15 protein-coding genes are annotated in these 18,596 nt (G+C 68.4%); 7 read left to right on the forward strand and 8 right to left on the reverse strand.

The genetic code is table 11. From position 1 onward, the window contains the following. Window positions 1-7: 7 nt before the first annotated feature. Together QPK29_RS16655 and QPK29_RS16660 are read left to right on the forward strand one after the other, a co-directional pair. Window positions 8-1,453, forward strand: coding sequence for an efflux transporter outer membrane subunit (locus QPK29_RS16655; protein WP_371768122.1), 1,446 nt, complete (start codon window positions 8-10; stop codon window positions 1,451-1,453). Between the two features lie 4 nt (window positions 1,454-1,457). Beyond that, complete coding sequence (locus QPK29_RS16660) at window positions 1,458-1,847, forward strand: hypothetical protein (RefSeq protein WP_056330567.1); 390 nt, start codon at window positions 1,458-1,460, stop codon at window positions 1,845-1,847. Between the two features lie 72 nt (window positions 1,848-1,919). Here the strand turns inward: QPK29_RS16660 and QPK29_RS16665 are convergent, their stop codons facing one another. Then, complete coding sequence (locus QPK29_RS16665; RefSeq protein ID WP_371768123.1) at window positions 1,920-2,912, reverse strand: bile acid:sodium symporter family protein; 993 nt, start codon at window positions 2,910-2,912, stop codon at window positions 1,920-1,922. Between the two features lie 216 nt (window positions 2,913-3,128). Here QPK29_RS16665 and QPK29_RS16670 point away from each other — a divergent pair, with 216 nt between their 5' ends. From QPK29_RS16670 to QPK29_RS16680, 3 genes are all read left to right on the forward strand, one after another. Next, entirely contained in the window at window positions 3,129-4,847 is a 1,719-nt protein-coding gene (locus tag QPK29_RS16670) for a rhamnogalacturonan lyase B N-terminal domain-containing protein (RefSeq protein ID WP_371768124.1), read from the forward strand. 11 nt (window positions 4,848-4,858) lie between these two features. Next, window positions 4,859-5,515: a hypothetical protein gene (locus QPK29_RS16675; protein ID WP_160410048.1), complete on the forward strand. Its 657-nt coding sequence runs from the start codon at window positions 4,859-4,861 to the stop codon at window positions 5,513-5,515. A gap of 145 nt (window positions 5,516-5,660) precedes the next feature. After that, entirely contained in the window at window positions 5,661-7,799 is a 2,139-nt protein-coding gene (locus QPK29_RS16680; protein WP_371768125.1) for a S46 family peptidase, read from the forward strand. Window positions 7,800-7,803: 4 nt separating this feature from the next. Here QPK29_RS16680 and QPK29_RS16685 read toward each other — a convergent pair whose 3' ends face one another. From QPK29_RS16685 to QPK29_RS16710, 6 genes are read right to left on the reverse strand one after another with little or no spacing between them, the layout of a single operon-like run. Further along, window positions 7,804-9,180, reverse strand: coding sequence for a sensor histidine kinase (locus QPK29_RS16685; RefSeq protein ID WP_371768126.1), 1,377 nt, complete (start codon window positions 9,178-9,180; stop codon window positions 7,804-7,806). Then, window positions 9,177-10,568: a sigma-54-dependent transcriptional regulator gene (locus tag QPK29_RS16690; protein ID WP_371768127.1), complete on the reverse strand. Its 1,392-nt coding sequence runs from the start codon at window positions 10,566-10,568 to the stop codon at window positions 9,177-9,179. The genes QPK29_RS16685 and QPK29_RS16690 overlap by 4 nt, the downstream gene beginning before the upstream one ends. A gap of 9 nt (window positions 10,569-10,577) precedes the next feature. After that, window positions 10,578-11,774: an ABC transporter permease gene (locus QPK29_RS16695; protein ID WP_371768128.1), complete on the reverse strand. Its 1,197-nt coding sequence runs from the start codon at window positions 11,772-11,774 to the stop codon at window positions 10,578-10,580. Then, window positions 11,774-13,027, reverse strand: coding sequence for an ABC transporter permease (locus QPK29_RS16700; RefSeq protein ID WP_371768129.1), 1,254 nt, complete (start codon window positions 13,025-13,027; stop codon window positions 11,774-11,776). The genes QPK29_RS16695 and QPK29_RS16700 overlap by 1 nt, the downstream gene beginning before the upstream one ends. After that, complete coding sequence (locus QPK29_RS16705) at window positions 13,017-13,700, reverse strand: ABC transporter ATP-binding protein (RefSeq protein ID WP_056330580.1); 684 nt, start codon at window positions 13,698-13,700, stop codon at window positions 13,017-13,019. Before QPK29_RS16705 ends, QPK29_RS16700 begins: the two co-directional genes overlap by 11 nt. A 19-nt stretch (window positions 13,701-13,719) precedes the next feature. After that, the gene (locus tag QPK29_RS16710; protein ID WP_400189784.1) at window positions 13,720-14,967 is read right to left on the reverse strand and encodes an efflux RND transporter periplasmic adaptor subunit; all 1,248 of its coding nucleotides are present in this window, start codon (window positions 14,965-14,967) and stop codon (window positions 13,720-13,722) included. A gap of 185 nt (window positions 14,968-15,152) precedes the next feature. Between QPK29_RS16710 and pnuC the strand changes: the two genes are divergently transcribed. Both pnuC and QPK29_RS16720 read left to right on the forward strand, forming a co-directional pair. Then, a complete protein-coding gene (gene pnuC, locus QPK29_RS16715) occupies window positions 15,153-15,770 on the forward strand; it encodes a nicotinamide riboside transporter PnuC (RefSeq protein ID WP_371768131.1) in 618 nt (205 codons plus the stop codon). Beyond that, on the forward strand, window positions 15,767-16,375 hold the full coding sequence (locus QPK29_RS16720; protein ID WP_371768132.1) for an AAA family ATPase: 609 nt from the start codon (window positions 15,767-15,769) through the stop codon (window positions 16,373-16,375). The genes pnuC and QPK29_RS16720 overlap by 4 nt, the downstream gene beginning before the upstream one ends. A 55-nt stretch (window positions 16,376-16,430) precedes the next feature. On the opposite strand, the gene QPK29_RS16725 is transcribed toward QPK29_RS16720, so the two are convergent. After that, entirely contained in the window at window positions 16,431-18,563 is a 2,133-nt protein-coding gene (locus tag QPK29_RS16725; protein WP_056137151.1) for a TonB-dependent siderophore receptor, read from the reverse strand. Window positions 18,564-18,596 lie beyond the last annotated feature (33 nt).

The following is an 18,596-nucleotide window of genomic DNA, read 5'->3' on the forward strand; positions in this document are numbered from 1 at the left end:
CCGAACCATGCCAATTGCCACGACCATTCGTCCGCTGATCTCCGCGTTGCTCGCCGCCGCCGTGCTGTCCGGCTGCGCGCTCGCGCCCACGTACGAGCGCCCGGCGACGCCGCAGCCGGCCGCGTTCAAGGAACTGCAAGACTCGGCGTCTGCCGGATGGGCGCCCGCCGCACCGGCAGATACGCTCGACCGCGGTCCATGGTGGACCCTGTTCAACGACCCCGTGCTCGATGGCCTCGCGCGCCAGGTCGAGGTCAGCAACCAGAACGTGGCGGCGGCCGTCGCCGCGTACAGCCAGGCGCGCGCGCTCGTCGCGCAGCAGCGCGCGGCGCTGTTCCCGACCGTGACGCTGACCGGCGGCGCGAACCGGAACGGCAACGGCGGTGGCAACGACAACAACAATGGCCGCACGTCGAACAGCTTCCGCCTGAACATCGGATCGAGCTGGGAGCCGGACGTGTGGGGGCGCCTGCGCGCGGGCATCTCCGCGGCGCAGGCCAATGCCCAGGCCAGCGCGGCCGACCTCGCGTCGGCACGCCTGTCCGCGCAGGGCGAACTGGCGGCCGACTATTTTTCGCTGCGCTCCGTCGACGCCCAGCGCGCGCTGCTGGCCACGACCATCGAAGGCTACCAGCGCGTGCTGAAGATCACGCAGAACCGCTTCGACGTGGGCATCGTGCCCCACTCGGACGTCTACCAGGCCCAGACCCAGCTCGCCAGCGCGCAGAGCGACGACCTCACGTTGGCCCGCCAGCGCGCGCAGCTGGAGCACGCGATCGCGGTCCTCGTCGGTAAGGCGCCGGCCGACTTCGCGCTGGCGCCGGCGCCGTGGACAGTGACGGTGCCGGACGTGCCGGTTGGCGTGCCGTCCACGCTGCTGGAGCGCCGGCCCGACATCGCCGCGTCCGAACGCGCGGTGGCCGCGGCCAATGCGCAGATCGGACTCGTGCGCGCCGCCTACTTCCCGCAGATCGGCCTCACGGCGTCGTACGGCCCGTCCGCCAGCGCCATCGGCGACCTGTTCAAGGCATCGAGCATGGCGTGGGCACTGGGCCTGTCGGCCACCGAGACGATCTTCAACGGCGGCGCCAACCGCGCGGCGGTGCAGGGCGCCGACGCGGCGCGCGAGCAGGCCGTCGCGCGCTACCGCCAGACGGTGCTGGACGCCTTCGCCGACGTCGAGGACCAGTTGAACGCCACGCGCGTGCTGGCGCAGCAGCAGGAGCTGCAGCGCCAGGCATCGGCGGCGGCGGACAAGGTCGAGGAGCAGGTGCTGAACCGCTACAAGGCCGGCCAGGTGAGTTATTCGGAAGTGGTGCAGGCCCAGGTGACGGCCCTGAACGCGCGCCGCGCGCTCGTGCAGACGCAGGGTAACCGGCAGACGACGGCCGTGGCGCTGATCCAGTCGCTGGGCGGCGGCTGGCACGCGGACCAGCTCACCGCGCAGGAGTAACACCATGCCCGCATGGAGCGCGCTGTACCTCGCCGGCGACGTCGCGCTGTCGGCCTGGATGCTGCGTCGGGACTTCCGCCGCCGCGGCCGCGCGGCCGTCGTCGCGACGGCCGAACTGCTGGGCAGCGTGAGCCTCGCGCTGCCGGCGCTCGCCTACCTCGACATGGATTTCGCGGCGCTGCTGAACGATGCGGCGCTGTGGTCGTTGTTCGCGCTCGGGATGGTGGCGCTGGCAAGCTTCGGCTGGCGCGACATCCGCGCGAGCCTGCATGATCCGCGCACGGCCTGGCTGCCGCCGCGCCGACGCTGGCTCATCACGGCGCTGGGCCCCGGCATGATGCTCGCAGCCGCGTTGCCGGAGGTATGGTGGGGCGGACTGGCTTTGGCCAAATAAAACCGGGGTCAGAGCCCGAATTTTGGCAACAGCCTCAAAGACATTTCCAAAAATCGGGCTCTGACCCCGGTGTTAACGCTGTTCTCGGCCCCATTTCTGGGCCAGCACCGCGCAGACCATCAGCTGGATCTGGTGGAACAGCATCACGGGCAGGATGACCATGCCCAGCGCGCTCGGCGCGAACAGCACCTTGGCCATCGGCACGCCGCTCGCGAGACTCTTTTTGGAGCCGCAGAACACGATGGTGATCTCGTCCTCGCGGCTGAAGCCCAGGCGCCGGCTCGTCCACGTGGCGAGGCCCAGCGCGATCGCCAGCATCACGCAGCTGATGACGACGAGCGCAACGAGCGATTCCCCCGACAGCTTGTGCCACAGGCCTTCGTTGACGGATTCGGAAAACGCCGTGTAGACGACCAGCAGGATCGAGCCCTGGTCGACGATCTTCAGCATCGGCTTGTGGCTGTCCACCCATTTGCCGATCCACGGACGCAGGACTTGCCCGGCCAGGAAAGGCAGCAGAAGCTGCTCGACGATGGTGATCACGGCGTCCAGCGACGAGCCGCCCGCCGCGCCCTGCACGATGAGGGTCGACACGAGCAGCGGCGTGACGAAGATGCCGACGAAATTCGACGCCGACGCGCTGCACACGGCCGCCGCCACGTTCCCGCGCGCCATCGACGTGAACGCGATCGACGACTGCACGGTGGAGGGCAGGGTGCACAGGAACAGGATGCCCACGTACAGCTCGGGCGTGACGACGTTGCCCGCCAGCGGCTTCAGGGCGAGACCCAGCAGCGGGAACATGACGAAGGTCGACGCGAGCACCAGCAGGTGCAGGCGCCAGTGCGTCATGCCGGCGACGATCGCTTCGCGCGACAGCTTCGCGCCGTGCAGGAAGAACAACAGGCCGATGGCGACGGTGGTGACCTTGCCGAGGACGACGGCCGTCTCGCCCGCGCACGGCAGCACGCTCGCGAGGGCGACGGTGCACAGCAGCAGGATGGTGAAGGTGTCGATCGACAGGCGGCGGAGGAGGGCGGAAACGGGTGCGAGGAGACTGGGCATGGTGATGGTCGGCGAGAAGCTCCGGACGGCGCCGGACCCGCCATTCTATCTGCATCTGCTGGCCTCCGCTCAAGCGCGTGATTCTTTGCGTGGCAAGCATTCCACGCCGTTGACCCGCCGCGTGCAGCCCGTCAATACTGATGTGCAAACCCGGGTGCGTACATATTTGACAATCGGGACCGACGTCCCGACAAACCGACAAACAGGAGACAGACGATGCACATGTATATGCGCAGGACCGCGTTCGCCTCGACGTTATGCTTGCTGGCCGCCGGCTGCGGCGACGCCGGCAACACCGCCACCGCCGGCGCCACCCGCACGCTGGCGACCGTCGCCACGGCATCCGCGTTCGGCCTCACCCAGGATGCCAGTTTCTACACGATCGACACCGGCGCGGGCCTCGTGTTCAAGGTGCTGCGCCTGGACAACGGCGTCAGCACGCAGTCGGCCGGCGACCTCGCGTCGCTGGTCTACAACGGCGTCGAGTACCAGGACCAGGGCCGCGGCACGCAGGTCAATTCCGGCTTCGACTACCTGTACAAGGGCATCTCCGCGGTGGACGTGAACGCGGAGACGATCGGCAGCGACGTCGTCAAGGTGACCGTGCGGGCGGGCGGCCTCACGCACTACTACATCGCGCGCCGCGGCGAGGCGAAGATCTACATGGGGACGTATTTCACGAGCGAGCCCGATACGCTGAACCTCGCGCGCTTCATCGTGCGCGTGCCGATCGCGCGGCTGCCCAACGGCCCGGCGCCGTCCGACCTGCGCGGCACCAGCGGGGCGATCGAAGCGAGCGACGTCTTCGGCATGCCGAACGGCGAAACGCGCTCCAAGCACTACTCGAACATGCGCCTGAAGGACTGGCAGTTCATCGGCGCGACGGGGACCAATGTCGGCCTGTGGATCGTCCGCGACGACAACGAGGGCAATTCGGGCGGCCCGTTCTACCGCAGCCTGCTGAACCAGGCCACGGCGACGAACCAGGAGATCACCTACATCATCAACTACGGCGAGGGCCAGACGGAGCCGCTGCGCACGAAGATCCTCAACACGTACACGATGGTGTTCAACGACGGTTCCGCACCGGCACCGGTGGACACGTCCTGGCTCGGCGCCCTCGGCCTCACGGGCTGGGTGGGACCGGAAGCACGCGGTGCGGTGAGCGGGGCCGCCATCACGGGCCGCGATCCGCGCTTCGCCTACACGGTCGGCTTCGCGAATGCGACGGCCCAGTACTGGACGGCGGCCGACGCCACGGACGGCCATTTCGCCAGCACCGGCATGATCCCCGGGACCTATACGATGAAGGTCTACAAGAACGAGCTCGCGGTCGACACGCGCACGGTGACGGTCGGCGCAGGCGCCACGACGGACGCGGGCACCGTCGCCGTGACGGGCGATCCGGGCAGCGCGGCCGCGCTCTGGCGCATCGGCGAGTGGGACGGCACGCCGGCGGAATTCATCAACGGCGGCAAGGTCGCGACGATGCACCCGTCCGACGTGCGCATGGCGTCGTGGACGCCGGGCGATTACGTGGTCGGCACGTCGACCCCGGCGACCGGCTTCCCCGCGTATCAGTGGAAGGACGTGAACGGCACGCTGACCGTGCGCTTCAACCTGCGCGCGAGCCAGATCGTGCCGCTGCGGCTGCGCGTCGGCATCACGGACGCCTTCGCGGGCGGACGGCCCAAGGCGCAGGTGAACGGCTGGGTGTCGGCGAATCCGCCCGCATCCACGCAGCCGTCGTCGCGCACGCTGACGGTCGGCACCTACCGCGGCAACAACACGATGTATACGTTCGACATCCCCGCCACCGAACTGGTCGTGGGCCAGAACGTGCTGACGCTGACGGCGATCAGCGGCTCCAGCGGCATCCGCTTCCTGAGCCCCGGCTACAGCTACGACGCGCTCGACCTGATTCCCACGCCATGATGGAGACGACCATGCATGTCAAGAACCGCCTGCTGTGCGCAGCCGCGCTAACCCTGGTCGCGCAATGGGCGGGCGCCGCCGTGCTGCAGACCCTCGGTGCCGGCACGGCCGTCGGCACCGTCACCAACGCGGCGCACTTCGACCTGAACACGGCGCTCGCCAACGACTGGATCGAGGACGGCCTGCTGTTCCACGCAAGCGGCTACGGCGCCAACAACGGCTGCGGCTATGCCGGCGTGGACTGCTACGACGCGGTGTCCGACCTGAGCCCCGCGTTCTCCGGCAACTACCTCGCCACGTCCGGCACGAACGCGTACATCAGCGTGCGCCGCGCGGACGGCGCAGATATCTACCGGATCGAGTTCGCGGCCGGCAGCGGCTACCAGTCCCTGAACGGCTACTGGGCCACGTATGCGGATGGCCAGCGCACCGGCAGCGGCAACTTCAGCTCTCCGCGCGGCGCGATCCTGGGACTCGTCGACGGGAACGGCTTCGACGAGGTGCGCTACTTCGCCTTCTCGACCGCAAACCGGCAGGCGGGCTACAGCGCGCCCGCGCTGGACGAGGTGCGCGTCGGCCTGCCGGAACCGGCGTCGCCGGCGTTGTGCGCGGCCGCGCTGGCGGGGATGGCGGCGGCGCTGCGGCGACGCAAACGTAAATACGCCTGATCGGTGGAATTACGGGATGTGGCGTCCGCGCGACGCCGTTATGGGGGCTGTACATACTCTCCCTGGGCGAATCGTGACAATTTTGTTTCCGAAACAAGACGGCTAGACGATATACTCGTGTTTGCTTTTTTTCGCGAGGTTTGTCTTGTTCAAATCCGTCGTCCTTCCCGTCGCCCTGCTGGGGGCGAGCGCCGGTGCGCTCGCCGACGAGGGCCAGTGGCAGCCGCACCAGCTGCCGCAGCTGAAATCCGAGCTGAAACGCATCGGCATCACGATTCCGGCCGAGCGGCTCGCCGACCTGTCGAAACACCCGATGAGCGCCATCGTGGCGACGCCGGGCTGCTCGGCGTCGTTCGTGTCGCCGGACGGTCTCGTCGTCACGAATCACCACTGCGGCTACGGCGCGATCCAGCGCAACTCGACCCCGGATCACAATTACATCGCCAACGGCTTCCTCGCGAAGACGCGCGCGGAAGAATTGCCGGGCGGTCCGAACACGGTCGTCTACGTGACGGAGAAGGTCGAGAACGTGACGGATCGCGTCCTGAAGGGCCTCGGTGCCGGCATGTCGGGCAAGGAGCGCCACGAGCAGGTCGGGGCGCGCATCAAGGCGCTGATCGCGGAGTGCGAGAGCGACAAGGCCTACCGCTGCGCGGTCCCGGCGTTCAACCGCGGCGGCGAGTACTACCGCATCAAGCAGCTGCTGATCCGCGACGTGCGCCTCGTCTACGCGCCTGCGAACAGCGTGGGCGACTTCGGCGGCGACATCGACAACTACGAGTTCCCGCGCCACGTCGGCGACTTCTCCTTCCTGCGCGCGTACGTCGGCAAGGATGGCCGCCCGGCAGATCCGTCGCCGGACAACGTGCCGTACAAATCGAAGAGCTTCCTCGTCGTCTCGGCCGAAGGCCTGAAGGCGGGCGACCCGATCCTGCTGGCCGGCTACCCGGGCCGCACGAGCCGCTACAAGCTGCCGGCCGAGATCCGCTTCGCGCGCGACGTCGACTATCCGGCCAAGGTGGCATCGATCACGGCCGACCTCTCGGTGATCGCGGCCGCCACGATGGGCAACCCGGACTACACGGTGCGCTACGCGAGCGTGGCGAAGAGCCTGAACAACGTGCTGAAAAAGACGCGCGGCCTGCTGGACGGCTTCGCGCGCAAGGACATCGCTTCGATCAAGGATGCGCAGGACGCCGAATTCCGCACCTGGTACAAGCAACACGGCACTGGACCGAAGAATTTGCTGGCCGACCTCGACGCCGCCATCGCCGCCGACATGGCGACGACACAGCACGAGACCGCATGGGCGGAAGCCACGCACAGCGACCTGCTGAAGAGCGCGCGCACCCTGTACCGCCTGGCGCTGGAACACCAGAGGCCGGACGCGCAGCGCGAAGCGGGCTTCCAGGACCGCGACGTCTCGTTCATCAAGGCGCGCCTGGCCCGCCTCGAGCAATCGTTCGTGCCCAGCGTCGACCAGGCCCGCTGGCAGTCCGCGCTGGTCCGCTACGGCAAGATCGACACGGAGGTGCGGCCGCACGGGCTGGACGGGCTGCTGCCCGCGCAGAACGCGCTGGCCCCGCTGTACAAGGGCACGGAGCTGGGCGACACGGCGAAGCGCCTGGCCTGGATCGGCAAGGACGCGGACGCGTTCCGCAAATCGAACGACCCGTTCATCCAGCTGGCCGTGCACCTGCACGACGTCGGCCTCGCGCTGGAAGAGCGCCGCAAGGAAGTCGACGGCAACCTGGAACGCGTCGTCCCGCTGTACATGGACGCCGTCGTGGCCTGGAAGAAGTCGCAGGGCAAGCCGGTCTACCCGGACGCCAACGGCACCTTGCGCGTGACCTACGGCACCGTGGCGCCGTACAGCCCGCGCGACGGCATCGTCAAGGGACCGTTCACCACCGTCGAAGGCATCCTCGAAAAGCAGACGGGCAAGGCGCCGTTCGACGCGCCGAATTCGCTGCTGCAGGCAATCCGCGACAAGCGCTACGGCCAGTTCCGGGATCCGGCGCTGGGCACGGTGCCGGTGAACTTCCTGTCGAGCGCCGACACGACGGGCGGCAATTCCGGTTCCGCCGTGATGAACAAGCGCGGAGAACTGGTCGGCCTGAACTTCGATTCGACCTATGAGTCGATCACGAAGGACTGGTACTTCGATCCGGTGATCACGCGCGCGATCCACGTCGACATCCGCTACATGCTGTGGGTGATGAAGGAGGTCGACCATGCGGACAACCTGCTGAAGGAAATGACGATCAAGTACCCGAAGGGGTAATGCGTCACGGCGCCGGGAACCAGATGTCGAACCGCGTCTCTCCTGGCGCCCCCGGTGCCAGCGAATACGTGCACCCGTGCCGCTGCAGCACCTCGCGCACGAACATCAACCCGATCCCCTGGCCGCCTTTGCGCGTCGTGAAGAACGGCGTGAATAGCGGCCGGTCCGGCCCGGTGGCCAGCAGGTCGCCGGAATCGACGACCGACAGCCGGACCCTCCGGCCTTCATCCACAAGCTCCAGTCGGATCGTACCCTGTGCCTGACCGGCAGCCTCGATCGCTTCCATCGCATTCTTGACGATGTTCATGAGGGCCTGCTCGATCAGCTGCGCATCCAGTGCGAGCGGCGCGACGGCATCGCAGCGGTGCCAGCCCAGCGCGATGCCGCGGCTGCTGCATTGTTCGCGGTTCAGCCACAGGATGTCGTCGACGACGGCTTTCAGATCCGTCGGGCGCGGTTCCGGCGGCGGCATCTTGACGACCTTCGTGAAGCGGTCGATGAATTCGCCGAGGCTCGCATTGCGGCGCTTGACGGCGACGATGGCCGTCGCGAAGTCGCCCGCGTCCCGTTCGTGCAGCTGGTCGCGGTAGTACAGCAGCGAGTCGAGCACGGAGCCCGTCGCGGCCACCGTGTTGTTGACTTCATGCGCCAGCACGCGGATCAGGCGTGCGTACGTGGCCCGCTCCGAGTCTTCCAGTTCCGCCGTCAGTTCCTCGACCATGATGAAGTGGCGCGCGAAGCCGCGGTCGTAGAACTGGCCGCGCTGGGCGCGGTAGCGGCGGCCGTCCGGGTCCGTCAGCAGGCGCGATTCGCCCAGCGGCAGGGCGTCCAGCTGCGCGGCGAGCTGGCGGCTGCGCGCGTGTCCGCGCGCGTCGAGGTGTCGCGCGAATCCGGCAGCGCCGTCGGCCCAGGCGGACAAGCGCTTGCCCTCGGGCCGGTCCAGGCCGAGCAGTTCGCCCGCGCTCGCGTTCACGAGGCTGATCGCGCCGTCGAAGTCGAACACGAGGACGGCGACCGGCGTCGCTTCCAGCAGGCGGTCGAGGAAGCCCTGCTGCTCGCCGATCGCGAGGCGTTCGCGGTGCAGCGCGGCCAGCATCGTGTTGAACGTGTCCACGAGGTCGTCCAGTTCGCGCGACGCGGGCGCGGCCAGGCGGTTGGCGTAGTGCTGGTCCTGCAGCAGCTCATGGAAGCGGCGCGTGTAGCCGAGCGGTTCCAGCGCCTGGCGCACGAGCCGCCAGCCCAGGCCCAGGCTCGCGAGCAGCAGCCCTTCCGCGCCGACGAACAGCAACGGCCGCGCGGGCAGCAGGAGGGCGGCGCAGCCGAACAGCGGCACGTGCAGCGCGAGGATGTACGTGCCGAGGCGCGGGCGCAGCCGCATCATGCGGCGCCGTCCGCGCCGGCGAGGCCGTGGCGTTCCAGCCTGCGGTACAGCGCCGTGCGCGACAGGCCCAGGGCCTTCGCCACGCGCGAGATGTTGCCCGCGTGCTGGCGCAGCGCCTGTTCGATCATCAGGCGTTCGACCTGGTCCAGCGTCATGCCGTCAACGCCGAGCCGGCCGCCGGACACGCCTTCGTCGACGGCGTTCGTCGCGAGGAAGTCGGCCTGCGTGAGCACGTCCTTGCCGGCCAGGAGGAGGGTGCGTTCCAGCGTCTGCTTCAGCTGGCGGATGTTGCCGGGCCACGGCTGCGCCGCGAGCCAGTCCAGCGCCTGCGGGGCGAGGGCGACGGCTCGCAGGCCATAGCTGTCGGCCACATGCTCCACGATATGGCGCGCCAGCAGCGGGATGTCGCTGCGCCGTTCGCGCAGCGGCGGCAGGCGGATCGTGATCAGGTTCAGGCGATAGAACAAGTCTTCGCGGAAGTCGCCGGCGGCGACGAGCTCCGCCAGTTCACGGTTGGTGGCCGAGATCACGCGCACGTCGGCCTGCTCCGCGCGGCTCGCGCCGACGGGCTGGTAGCGCTGGTCCTGCAGCACGCGCAGCAGTTTCACCTGGTCGCCGCGGTTCAGTTCTCCGATCTCGTCGAGGAACAGCGTGCCGCCGTCGGCGCTGGCGATATGGCCCTTGCGGTTGTCGCGCGCATCCGTGAACGCGCCGCGCACGTGGCCGAACATCTCGCTTTCGAACAGCGACGTCGTGATGGCGCCCATGTTGATCTTGACGATAGGCGCAGCCCGGCGCGGGCTGTTGCGGTGGATGGCGTCGGCGATCAACTCCTTGCCGGTGCCGCTCTCGCCGAGGATCAGCACCGGGGCGCGCGTGGCCGCGACCTGCGCGATCGTCTCCAGCACTTTCAGCAGCTTCGGGTGCGCGCCGACGATGGCAGTGAAGTCATACCTGGCATCGAGCGCGGTGCGCGTGCGGCTGCTTGCTGTTGGCGGCGTGCCGAGATCGAGCGTCGCTTCGATCAGGTCGACCAGTTGGGCGTTGTCCCAGGGCTTGGTGAAAAAGTTCGCGGCGCCCGCCTTCACGCCGCGCACGGCCAGCGCGATCGAGCCCCAGGCCGTCATCAACAGCACGGGCAGCGCCGGATGCGCGGCCTTGGTGCGCGCGAGCAGGTCGAGGCCCTCCTCGCCGCTCGTCTGCAGCGAGAAATTCATGTCCTGTAGGACGAGGTCGAATGGCGTTGCGTCGAGTTGCGCCAGCGCCTCGCGCGGCCCGTCCGCGCATGCCGCGTCGAAGCCGGCCTGCTTGAGGAGCAGGGCCAGCGAGACCTGGACGGCGTGGTCGTCGTCGACGACCAGTACGCGCCGCCTGCGTTGTGGTTCCATGTCAGCCTTTTATTCGTAGTGCAGTGCCGCGGCCGGATCGAGGCGGCTCGCGCGCCAGCCGGGGTAGAGCGAGCACGCCAAGGATAGCAGATAGATAACGGCCATCGACAGCCCCACGGCGCCGGCGAACACGGACCAGTTCAAGGTGTCGCCCAGCGCGCCGGTGAGCGGCAGCTGCACGAGCAGCACGAGGCCGACGCCCATCGCCAGGGACCCGATGAGCAGCTGTTCGAGGACGATCTGGCGGTAGATGTCGGCGGCGCGCGCGCCGATCGCGCGGCGCAGGCCGATCTCGGGGATCCGGCGCGTCGTGTTCTGCCACAGCACGCCGAACAGGCCGAAGGCGACCATGACGAGCATGAACGACGCGATCACGCCCGCCACGGCCAGCGGAATGAGCTGCTCCTTCAGCAGCGAGGCGCGCAGCGATTGCAGCGGCGCGATCTGGTAGCCCCAATCGTTGCGGACCGCCTTGAGCCGCTCGTTCAGCTTCGCCTCGAAGCCGCGCGGCGTGCCGGGCGCGACGCGCAGCAGGATCGTGCGCACGCGCGATTCCGTCGTGTGCGGCGTGAACCGCATGAGGACGAAGTTCGTCGGCACCATCAGCGGGCCCTGGTTGCGGAACGTGTCCACGATGCCGATCACGCGGAAGGTGCGCGTGACGCCGTAGTCCGTGCTCGTGTAGCGCTGGCCCAGCGCCGGCCGGCCCGGGAACATCTCGGCCGCCACGCGCCGGTTCACCACGGCCGGCCGCGCGTCCTGGCCGTCGTCGGCGGTGCTGAACCAGCGGCCGGCCACGAGCCGCATGCCGAGCACCTCCGGCAGGTCGTCGCCCGCTTCGATGGTATTGGTCTGCACGGCGGCGCCGGTCTGCGGCGACGCGAACTGCGTGGTCCACGTCGAGCGGGTATAGGGCGCATAGCTGGCAAAGCTCACGGCGCGCACTTCCGGCAGTTCCAGCAGGCTGCGGCGCATGGTGTCGTAGACGTCCGGCGCGATGGACTTGGGCGGTGCCTCGCCCATCTGCATCTGCACGGACCACGTGTCGGTGCCGTCGAAGCCGACCGGCTGGCGGTACAGCTGCCAGTAGCGCAGCCCGAACGCGGCGATGCCGAACACGATGACGAAGGCGAGCAGGATCTCGAGGCTCAGCATGAGGTTCCTGGACTTGCGCTTCCAGGTCAGTCGCAACAGGTGGCGCAGCATCACGCGGCTCCTTTCAGGGCATGGACGGGATCGAGGCGCGACATCTTCCACGCGGGGATCGCGCCGGACAGCAGGCCGAACACGAAGGCGAGCAGCATGCCGCAGCCGAACACGGTCGGGTTGATGTGGACTTCCAGGTACGGGATCAGCTGCGATGCTTCGAGCCACCACAGCACACCCTGGGCGCAGGCCAGGCCGAGCAGGCCGCCGGCGAGGCACAGCAGCACGTTCTCGACGACGAGCTGGCCCGCGAGCTGCAGGCTGGTGGCGCCGAATGCCTTGCGCACGCCGATCTCCGCGCTGCGTTCCATGATGCGGCCCATGTTCAGGTTGACGAGGTTCAGCGCGGGCAGCAGCATGAACACGAGCATGCCGCCCGCGATCATCGCCAGGAGCCGGCTGCCGCCGGAATCGACATGGCTCTCCCGGCCCTGCAATGCGCGGGCGACGACGTCGAGCTTCGTATCGGCCCAGAACGTCGTCTTGCCGAAGATCTGGTCGCCGACCGGCTGGATGGTCTTCGCAACCCGTTCGACGTCGGCGCGGACGCGCGGCAGGTCGGCGGGCGAGCGCGCCAGCAGCAGCGCGGCGAACATGCCCGTGTATTCGTCGCGGTAGTTCGACGACGGGAACGTGGACAGGGGCGCCCAGATGTCCGCGTACGCGTTGATGTGGATGACGTCCGCGACGACGCCGATGATCTCGAACGCCTGGCCGTTCACGCTGATCCGTTGGCCGACCGCGGCGGCCCCGGGGAACAGCTGGCGCGCCGTCGTCGCGTTGACGACGGCTACCATGCGGCCCAGGCGGTCGTCGTCCTCGTCCGGCAGGCGGCCGGCCAGCAGCTTGAATTGCATGATCTTCCAGTAGTTCGCGTCGACGCGGCGCATGTCGAGCCGGCTCACGCGGTCGCCCTGGTAGACCGAGACCTCGCTCGTCGTCGTGATGGCGGAGACGCGCTCCACGCTCGTCAACGGCATCAGGTAGCGCGAGATCGTCTTGTAGCCCAGCAGGCCGGTGCGCAGGCCGGTGGGCAGGCCCTTGTCGTTGACGCTCTCGCTGCGCATGCCGTACACCTGCAGCAGGCGGTCGCTCCGGCCCTCCACGCCGGTCGGCCAGAACGCCGTGTCGAGCAGGGCGCTGATCACCATCAGCACGACGAGCGTGAGCACGATGCACGCGAGGTTGATGGCCGTGAACAGCTTGCGGCGCATGAAGACCTTGTAGGCGGTCAGCAGGTAGTTACGCAGCATGGAGATGCTCCGGCTGGACGAGCTGGCCGTCGAACACGCGCACGATGCGGCCGACCTGCGACGCCTCGCGCTCGTCGTGCGTGACCATCACGATGGTCGTGCCTTCCGCGTTCAGTTTCAGCAGGATGTCCATGATCTCGGCGCCCATCCGGCTGTCCAGGTTCCCCGTCGGCTCGTCCGCGAGCAGCACGTGCGGCTGGCCGACGATGGCGCGCGCGATCGCCACGCGCTGCTGCTGGCCGCCGGACAGCTGGTTCGGGTAGTGGTCCATGCGCGCGGACAGGCCCACGCGGGCCAGCGCCTCGCGCGCGAGCCGGCGCCGCTCGCCGCCGGACACGCTGCGGTAGAGCAGGGGCAGTTCCACGTTGTCGATCACGCGCAGGTCCTGGATCAGATGGAAGCTTTGGAAGATGAAGCCGAACGTCTGGTTGCGCAGCTTCGCGAGCTGGCGGTCGGCGTAGCGCTTGATCGGAATGCCGTCCACGTCGATCGCGCCCTGGCTGGGCCGGTCGAGCAGGCCGATGAGGTTCAGCAGGGTGCTCTTGCCGCAGCCGCTGGGGCCCATCAGCGCGACGAATTCGCCGCGCTCGACGACGAGGTCGATGTCTTTCAGGGCCAGCGTTTCCACCTTGTCGGTGCGGTAGGTCTTGCTGACCTGGTTCAGTCTGATCATGGTGTCCTCTCGTTTGGATTCAGTTCGTGATGCGGATGCTGTCGCGGTGCTTGAAGTCGGCCGTGTCGGAGACGACGACGCGGTCGCCCGCGTGCGCGCCGGCCACGACCTCGACGACCTTGCCGTCGCCGGCGCCCAGGTCGAGGGTCGTCCTGCGCGCCACGCCGTCGCGCACGACGAACGCGGGCTGCGGGCCGCGGCCGTTGAACGCGGGGCCGCCGTCGACCACGAGCACGTTCGTGCGGCGCTCGGTGACGACGGCGACGTCGACGCGCATCTTGTTGCGCAGGTGCGGATTGCGCGGTTGGGCGAGGTCGACGAGCAGCTTGATGGTGCCGTTCTGGATTTCGGGCAGGATCGTGTGGACGGCGCCGGCCATGACCTCGCCGTTCTGCTCCACCCGCACGGCCTGTCCCGGCGCGAGCTGGCGCGCGTGGAAGTCGGACAGCGTCGCCTCGACGCGGTAGTTGTTCAATTCGGAGACGCGCGCGACGAGCTGGCCCGCAGCCACGCTCGCGCCTTCTTCCTCCAATAGCCACGTGAGCATGCCGCCGAACGGGGCGCGCACGCGGGTGCGGTCCAGCAGCTGCTCCTGTTGCGCGATCTGCTTTTGCAGGATCGCCTTCTGCAGGTCGGCCGCCGCGATATTGGTGGCCGTCGTGCGGTGCGTGGCCTCGAGCAGCGCGCGCTGCTGGCGCAGCTGGATCTCCGTGCGCTTCACGTTCAGCTGCGCGGTCAGCAGGTTCTCGCCCGATACGAGGCCGCTTGAGCGCAGCTTTTCGTTGCGTTCCAGCGTGGCGCGCGCGGCCTGCAAATCGATCTCCAGCAGTTCGAGGCTGCTCGTGATCTGCGTGCGCTTCTGTTCCAGTTCCTGCTTCAAGGTGGCGATGCGGTTGTCCTGCTGCGCGAGCTGTTCCTTCAGCGCTTCCAGCGCGAGGCGGATGTCGCGGTCGTCCAGTTCGAGCAGCAGGTCGCCCGCGCGGACCTGCTGCCCGGGCTTGGCGAGGACCTTCGCGACGCGGCTCGCGCCGGGACTGGCCACCACTTCCTCGTGCACGGGGATGACGACGCCGGCCGCGCCCACCGTGTTGTCCACGTTCCCGCGCCGGACTTCCGCGACGACCACGTCGGCCGCGGACACGCTCGGACGCAGCGCGCGGTTCAGGCCCCACGCCGCGGCGCACAGGGCCCCGAGAACGAGGAGCGTGGAGGCGAGCCGCATGCGGGTGCGGCGGTGGAGGATGTCGAGCGGGATGGCCTGGTCCATGATCAAAGCGGGCATTGTGATGCTGCCTGTACTGCAAGCCCCGTGCCAGCAGGGTTTCCCTCTGGGGGCGGACTGCCGCATTGCCCGCTGGCGGGCAGCGGTGTCCGGAAACGGACACTCGCCGTCGGGTTGCATAAACCCGCGCCACCTTCCATAATCGCCGACTCACCTGTCATTGTCCGCCCATGAACGATACCCTGGTCCTGCTGGGCTTTTCCACCACGCCGCTCGAACTGCTCGGCTTCGTGCTGTCCGTCGCGACGGTCGTCCTGACCATCCTGCGCAATCACTGGGGCTGGTTCTTCGCCATCGTGTCGTCCGCCACGTACGGGGTCGTGTTCTTCGACGCCCGCCTGTACGGCGACGCCGGCCTGCAGGGCGTGTTCATCGCCGCCTCGATCTGGGGCTGGTGGCAGTGGCTGCGCGGCGCCGGGGGCAGGCCGCTGCCCGTGACGCGCCTGTCGCACACGGGCCGGCTCGCGTCGCTGCTCGGCTGGGCCGTCGGCTTCTTCGCGCTGTCGGCATTCCTGAAGGCGTGCACGGACACGGACGTGCCCCACATGGACGGCTTCCTCACCGCGGGCAGCCTGCTGGGCCAACTGCTCACGGCGCAGAAGAAGATCGAGAACTGGCACACGTGGATCGTCGTCGACATCCTGTACGTGGGCCTGTACATCTACAAGGGCCTGCACCTCACGGCGATCCTGTACGCCGTGTTCGTCGTGCTGGCCGTGCTGGGCCTGCGCGCGTGGACCCATGCCGCGCAGGACGCGGACATGCCGGTGGCCGAGGGCGCGCGATGACCGTGGCGCCGGTGGACCGTGTAGCGCTGCTGGGCGCCGAATCGACGGGCAAGTCGACATTGGCGCAGGCGCTGGCGGCGCGCTACGGCACGTTGTGGGTGCCGGAATACCTGCGCGAATTCGTCGAGGTGAACGCGCGCGTGCCGCGCGAGGACGACCAGCCCGGCATCGCGCGCACGCAGCGTGCCCGCGAGGCGCTGCTCGCGCGCGACCCGCGCGTGCGGGACTTCCTGTTCGTCGACACGACGCCGCTGATGACGGCCGTGTACAGCCGCATCTACTGGGGTCGCGTGCCGCCGGACCTGCTCGCCCTGGAAGCGGAACACGACTACGCGTTCACGCTCGTCGCGGCGCCCGATCTGCCATGGGTGCCGGATGGGTTGCAGCGCGAGTCGGAGGAGGTGAGGCAGCGCGTGCATGCGCAGCTCGTGGACGTGCTGGATACGCGGGGAATTCCGTTTGCGCTGCTGACGGGGGAGCTGGACGCGCGGGTGCGGCAGGTGGAAGCATTGATAGGACCACCCGACGCCCGTCGTTCCCGCGACAGCGGGAACCCATGCCGAGCTACTGAATCCGGTCCCTCGGATACAACGCGATCTGTTTAAACGGGCAGACTCCGGAGAGTCGGCATGGGCCCCCGCTTTCGCGGGGGCGACGAGGTCAGAAGTCGAACTGCGCCGACGCCCGGAACGTCCTCGGCGCGCCCGGCAACAGATAGCCGCCCAGCGCCGGCGTCACATCGCGCCAGTAGAACTTGTCGAACAGGTTCTCCGCCCGAGCACGCAAGGTGACGTTCGTCGTGCCCCATTTCAGGCCGTACGACGCGCCCACGCCGAACACGTGGTAGTCCGGCACGAACACGGTGTTCTCGACGTCGAACGCCTTCTTGCCCGAGTACTGCCACGTGCCGTCCAGCTTCAGGCCCGGGATCGCGGCGACGGCGTACTGCACCCATGCCGTCGACTTGAACGCGGGGACGTCCGTCACGCGCTTGCCGTCGATGCTCGCCTGGCCCGTGCCTTCCTGGCGGGTGTTCAGCGCCATCAGCGACACGCTCCAGTCCAGCGCCGGCGTCGCCCGGCCCTGGGCGGTCAGCTCGATGCCGCGGTGCGTCTCACGCCCGTTGCGGACGAACGTGTTGTTCGCGTTCGTGTATTCCAGGCCCTGGCGGATCTGGAACAGCGCGGCCGACAGGTTCAGGCCATTGTCCAGCGCGGCCTTGGCGCCGATCTCGACCTGGTGCGAACGCTGCGGCGCCAGCACCGAATTCTCATTCGTCGTCTGCATCGGCGCGATGCCGCCGTGCTGCAGGCCGTGGCTGACGGCGGCGTACACGTTCCAGTCGCGCGCGGGGCTGAAGACGAGGCCCACGTTCGGCAGCAGGAACGAGTCGTCGGCGTGTACGTAGCCGGTGGCGTCGTCGACGAATTCGCTGCGCTTGATCTGGACGTGGCGCAGGCCCGCGTGCAGGGTCAGCTGGTTCGTCAGGCTCACGATGTCCTGCGCGAACACGGCGCGTTCCTCGTCGCTGCGGCGCTCGAACACGGGGCCCGTCACGCGGTCGGCCGGCACGTGCGGCGTCACGAGCGGGTGCCAGATGTTGCTGTAGCCGACGTAGTCGTAGACGTAGTCGCCGAAGCTGTCGTGGCGCTCCGAATACGACGCGCCCAGCGTGAGCGCGTGGCGCAGCGCGCCGGTCGCGAATTTACCCTGCACCTGCGCCTGCACGCCCCACGGCGACTTGCGCTCGCCCGTGCTCTGGTAGTCGTAGACGTCGTAGTCGCCGTTGCCGCAGTAGCCCGGATAATAGCCCGCGCCCTCGTTGCTGCAGCCGTAGGGGAACGCGGTGAAGTCGTCGCGCTTGAACCAGTGCTTGTTGCCGGACACGGTGGCGGTCCAGTCCTGCGCCAGCTTGTATTCGAAGCGCAGGCCCACGTTGCTGTCCTTGGTCGTGACGGGGCGCGTCCACGGCTGGTCGTTCAGCAGCATCTTGGCCGACACGCCGGTCGGCAGCGTCGTACCCTGGATCAGCTGGAAGCCGGGCGCCGTGATCTGGGCCTTGCGCTGGTAGTCCATGTCCAGCTGCAGCAGCGCATCCGGCGTGATCTGCCAGTCGAAGGCGGCCGACACGAACTGGCGGTCGCCGTTCGCGCCGCGCACGTAAGGATGCAGGTCGGCGGCGGCCGCGTTGATGCGGTAGCCGAAACGGCGGTCCTCGAAGCGGCCGCCGAGATCGACGGTGCCGTACAGGGTGCCGCGCTCGGACACTTCAACCGTCGCGGAACGCAGCGGTGCATTCGTCGGGCGCTTGGTCACGTAGTTGACGATGCCGCCCGGCGTGGCGATGCCGGCCGTGAGGCCCGCGAGGCCCTTCAGGATTTCGAAGCGTTCCTTGTTCTCCAGCGGAATCTGCGTGTCGCCCGGGATCGCGAAGCCGTCCTTGCGATAGCTGTAGTTGTTGTCGAGGGCGAAGCCCCGGATGGAGAATTGCTCGGCATAGCCGACGGCGTTGTAGGCGTCGGCGACGGATGCGTCGAAGCGCACCGCCTCGGTCGTCGAGCGGATCGACAGGTCCTGCATCTGCGTGCGGCCCATGGAGACGATGGAGGCCGGGGTGTCGAACAGCGACGCTTCGCCGAAGCCGCCGACGCTGGCGCGGTCGACGGCGATGAAGCGGTTGCCCGTCACGACGACTTCGGCGACGGGGTGGGTGGTGTCCTGGGCATGTGCGTTCGCGATGAAGGCTTGCGCGATGGCGTACGCGACTGCGGTGTACTTCAAATGACGGTTCATGGTTTGCTCGTTTTCGCGCGCCGGCGATGGGCG

This window comes from Massilia orientalis (assembly GCF_030411975.2).
GTDB lineage: Bacteria > Pseudomonadota > Gammaproteobacteria > Burkholderiales > Burkholderiaceae_D > Telluria > Telluria orientalis.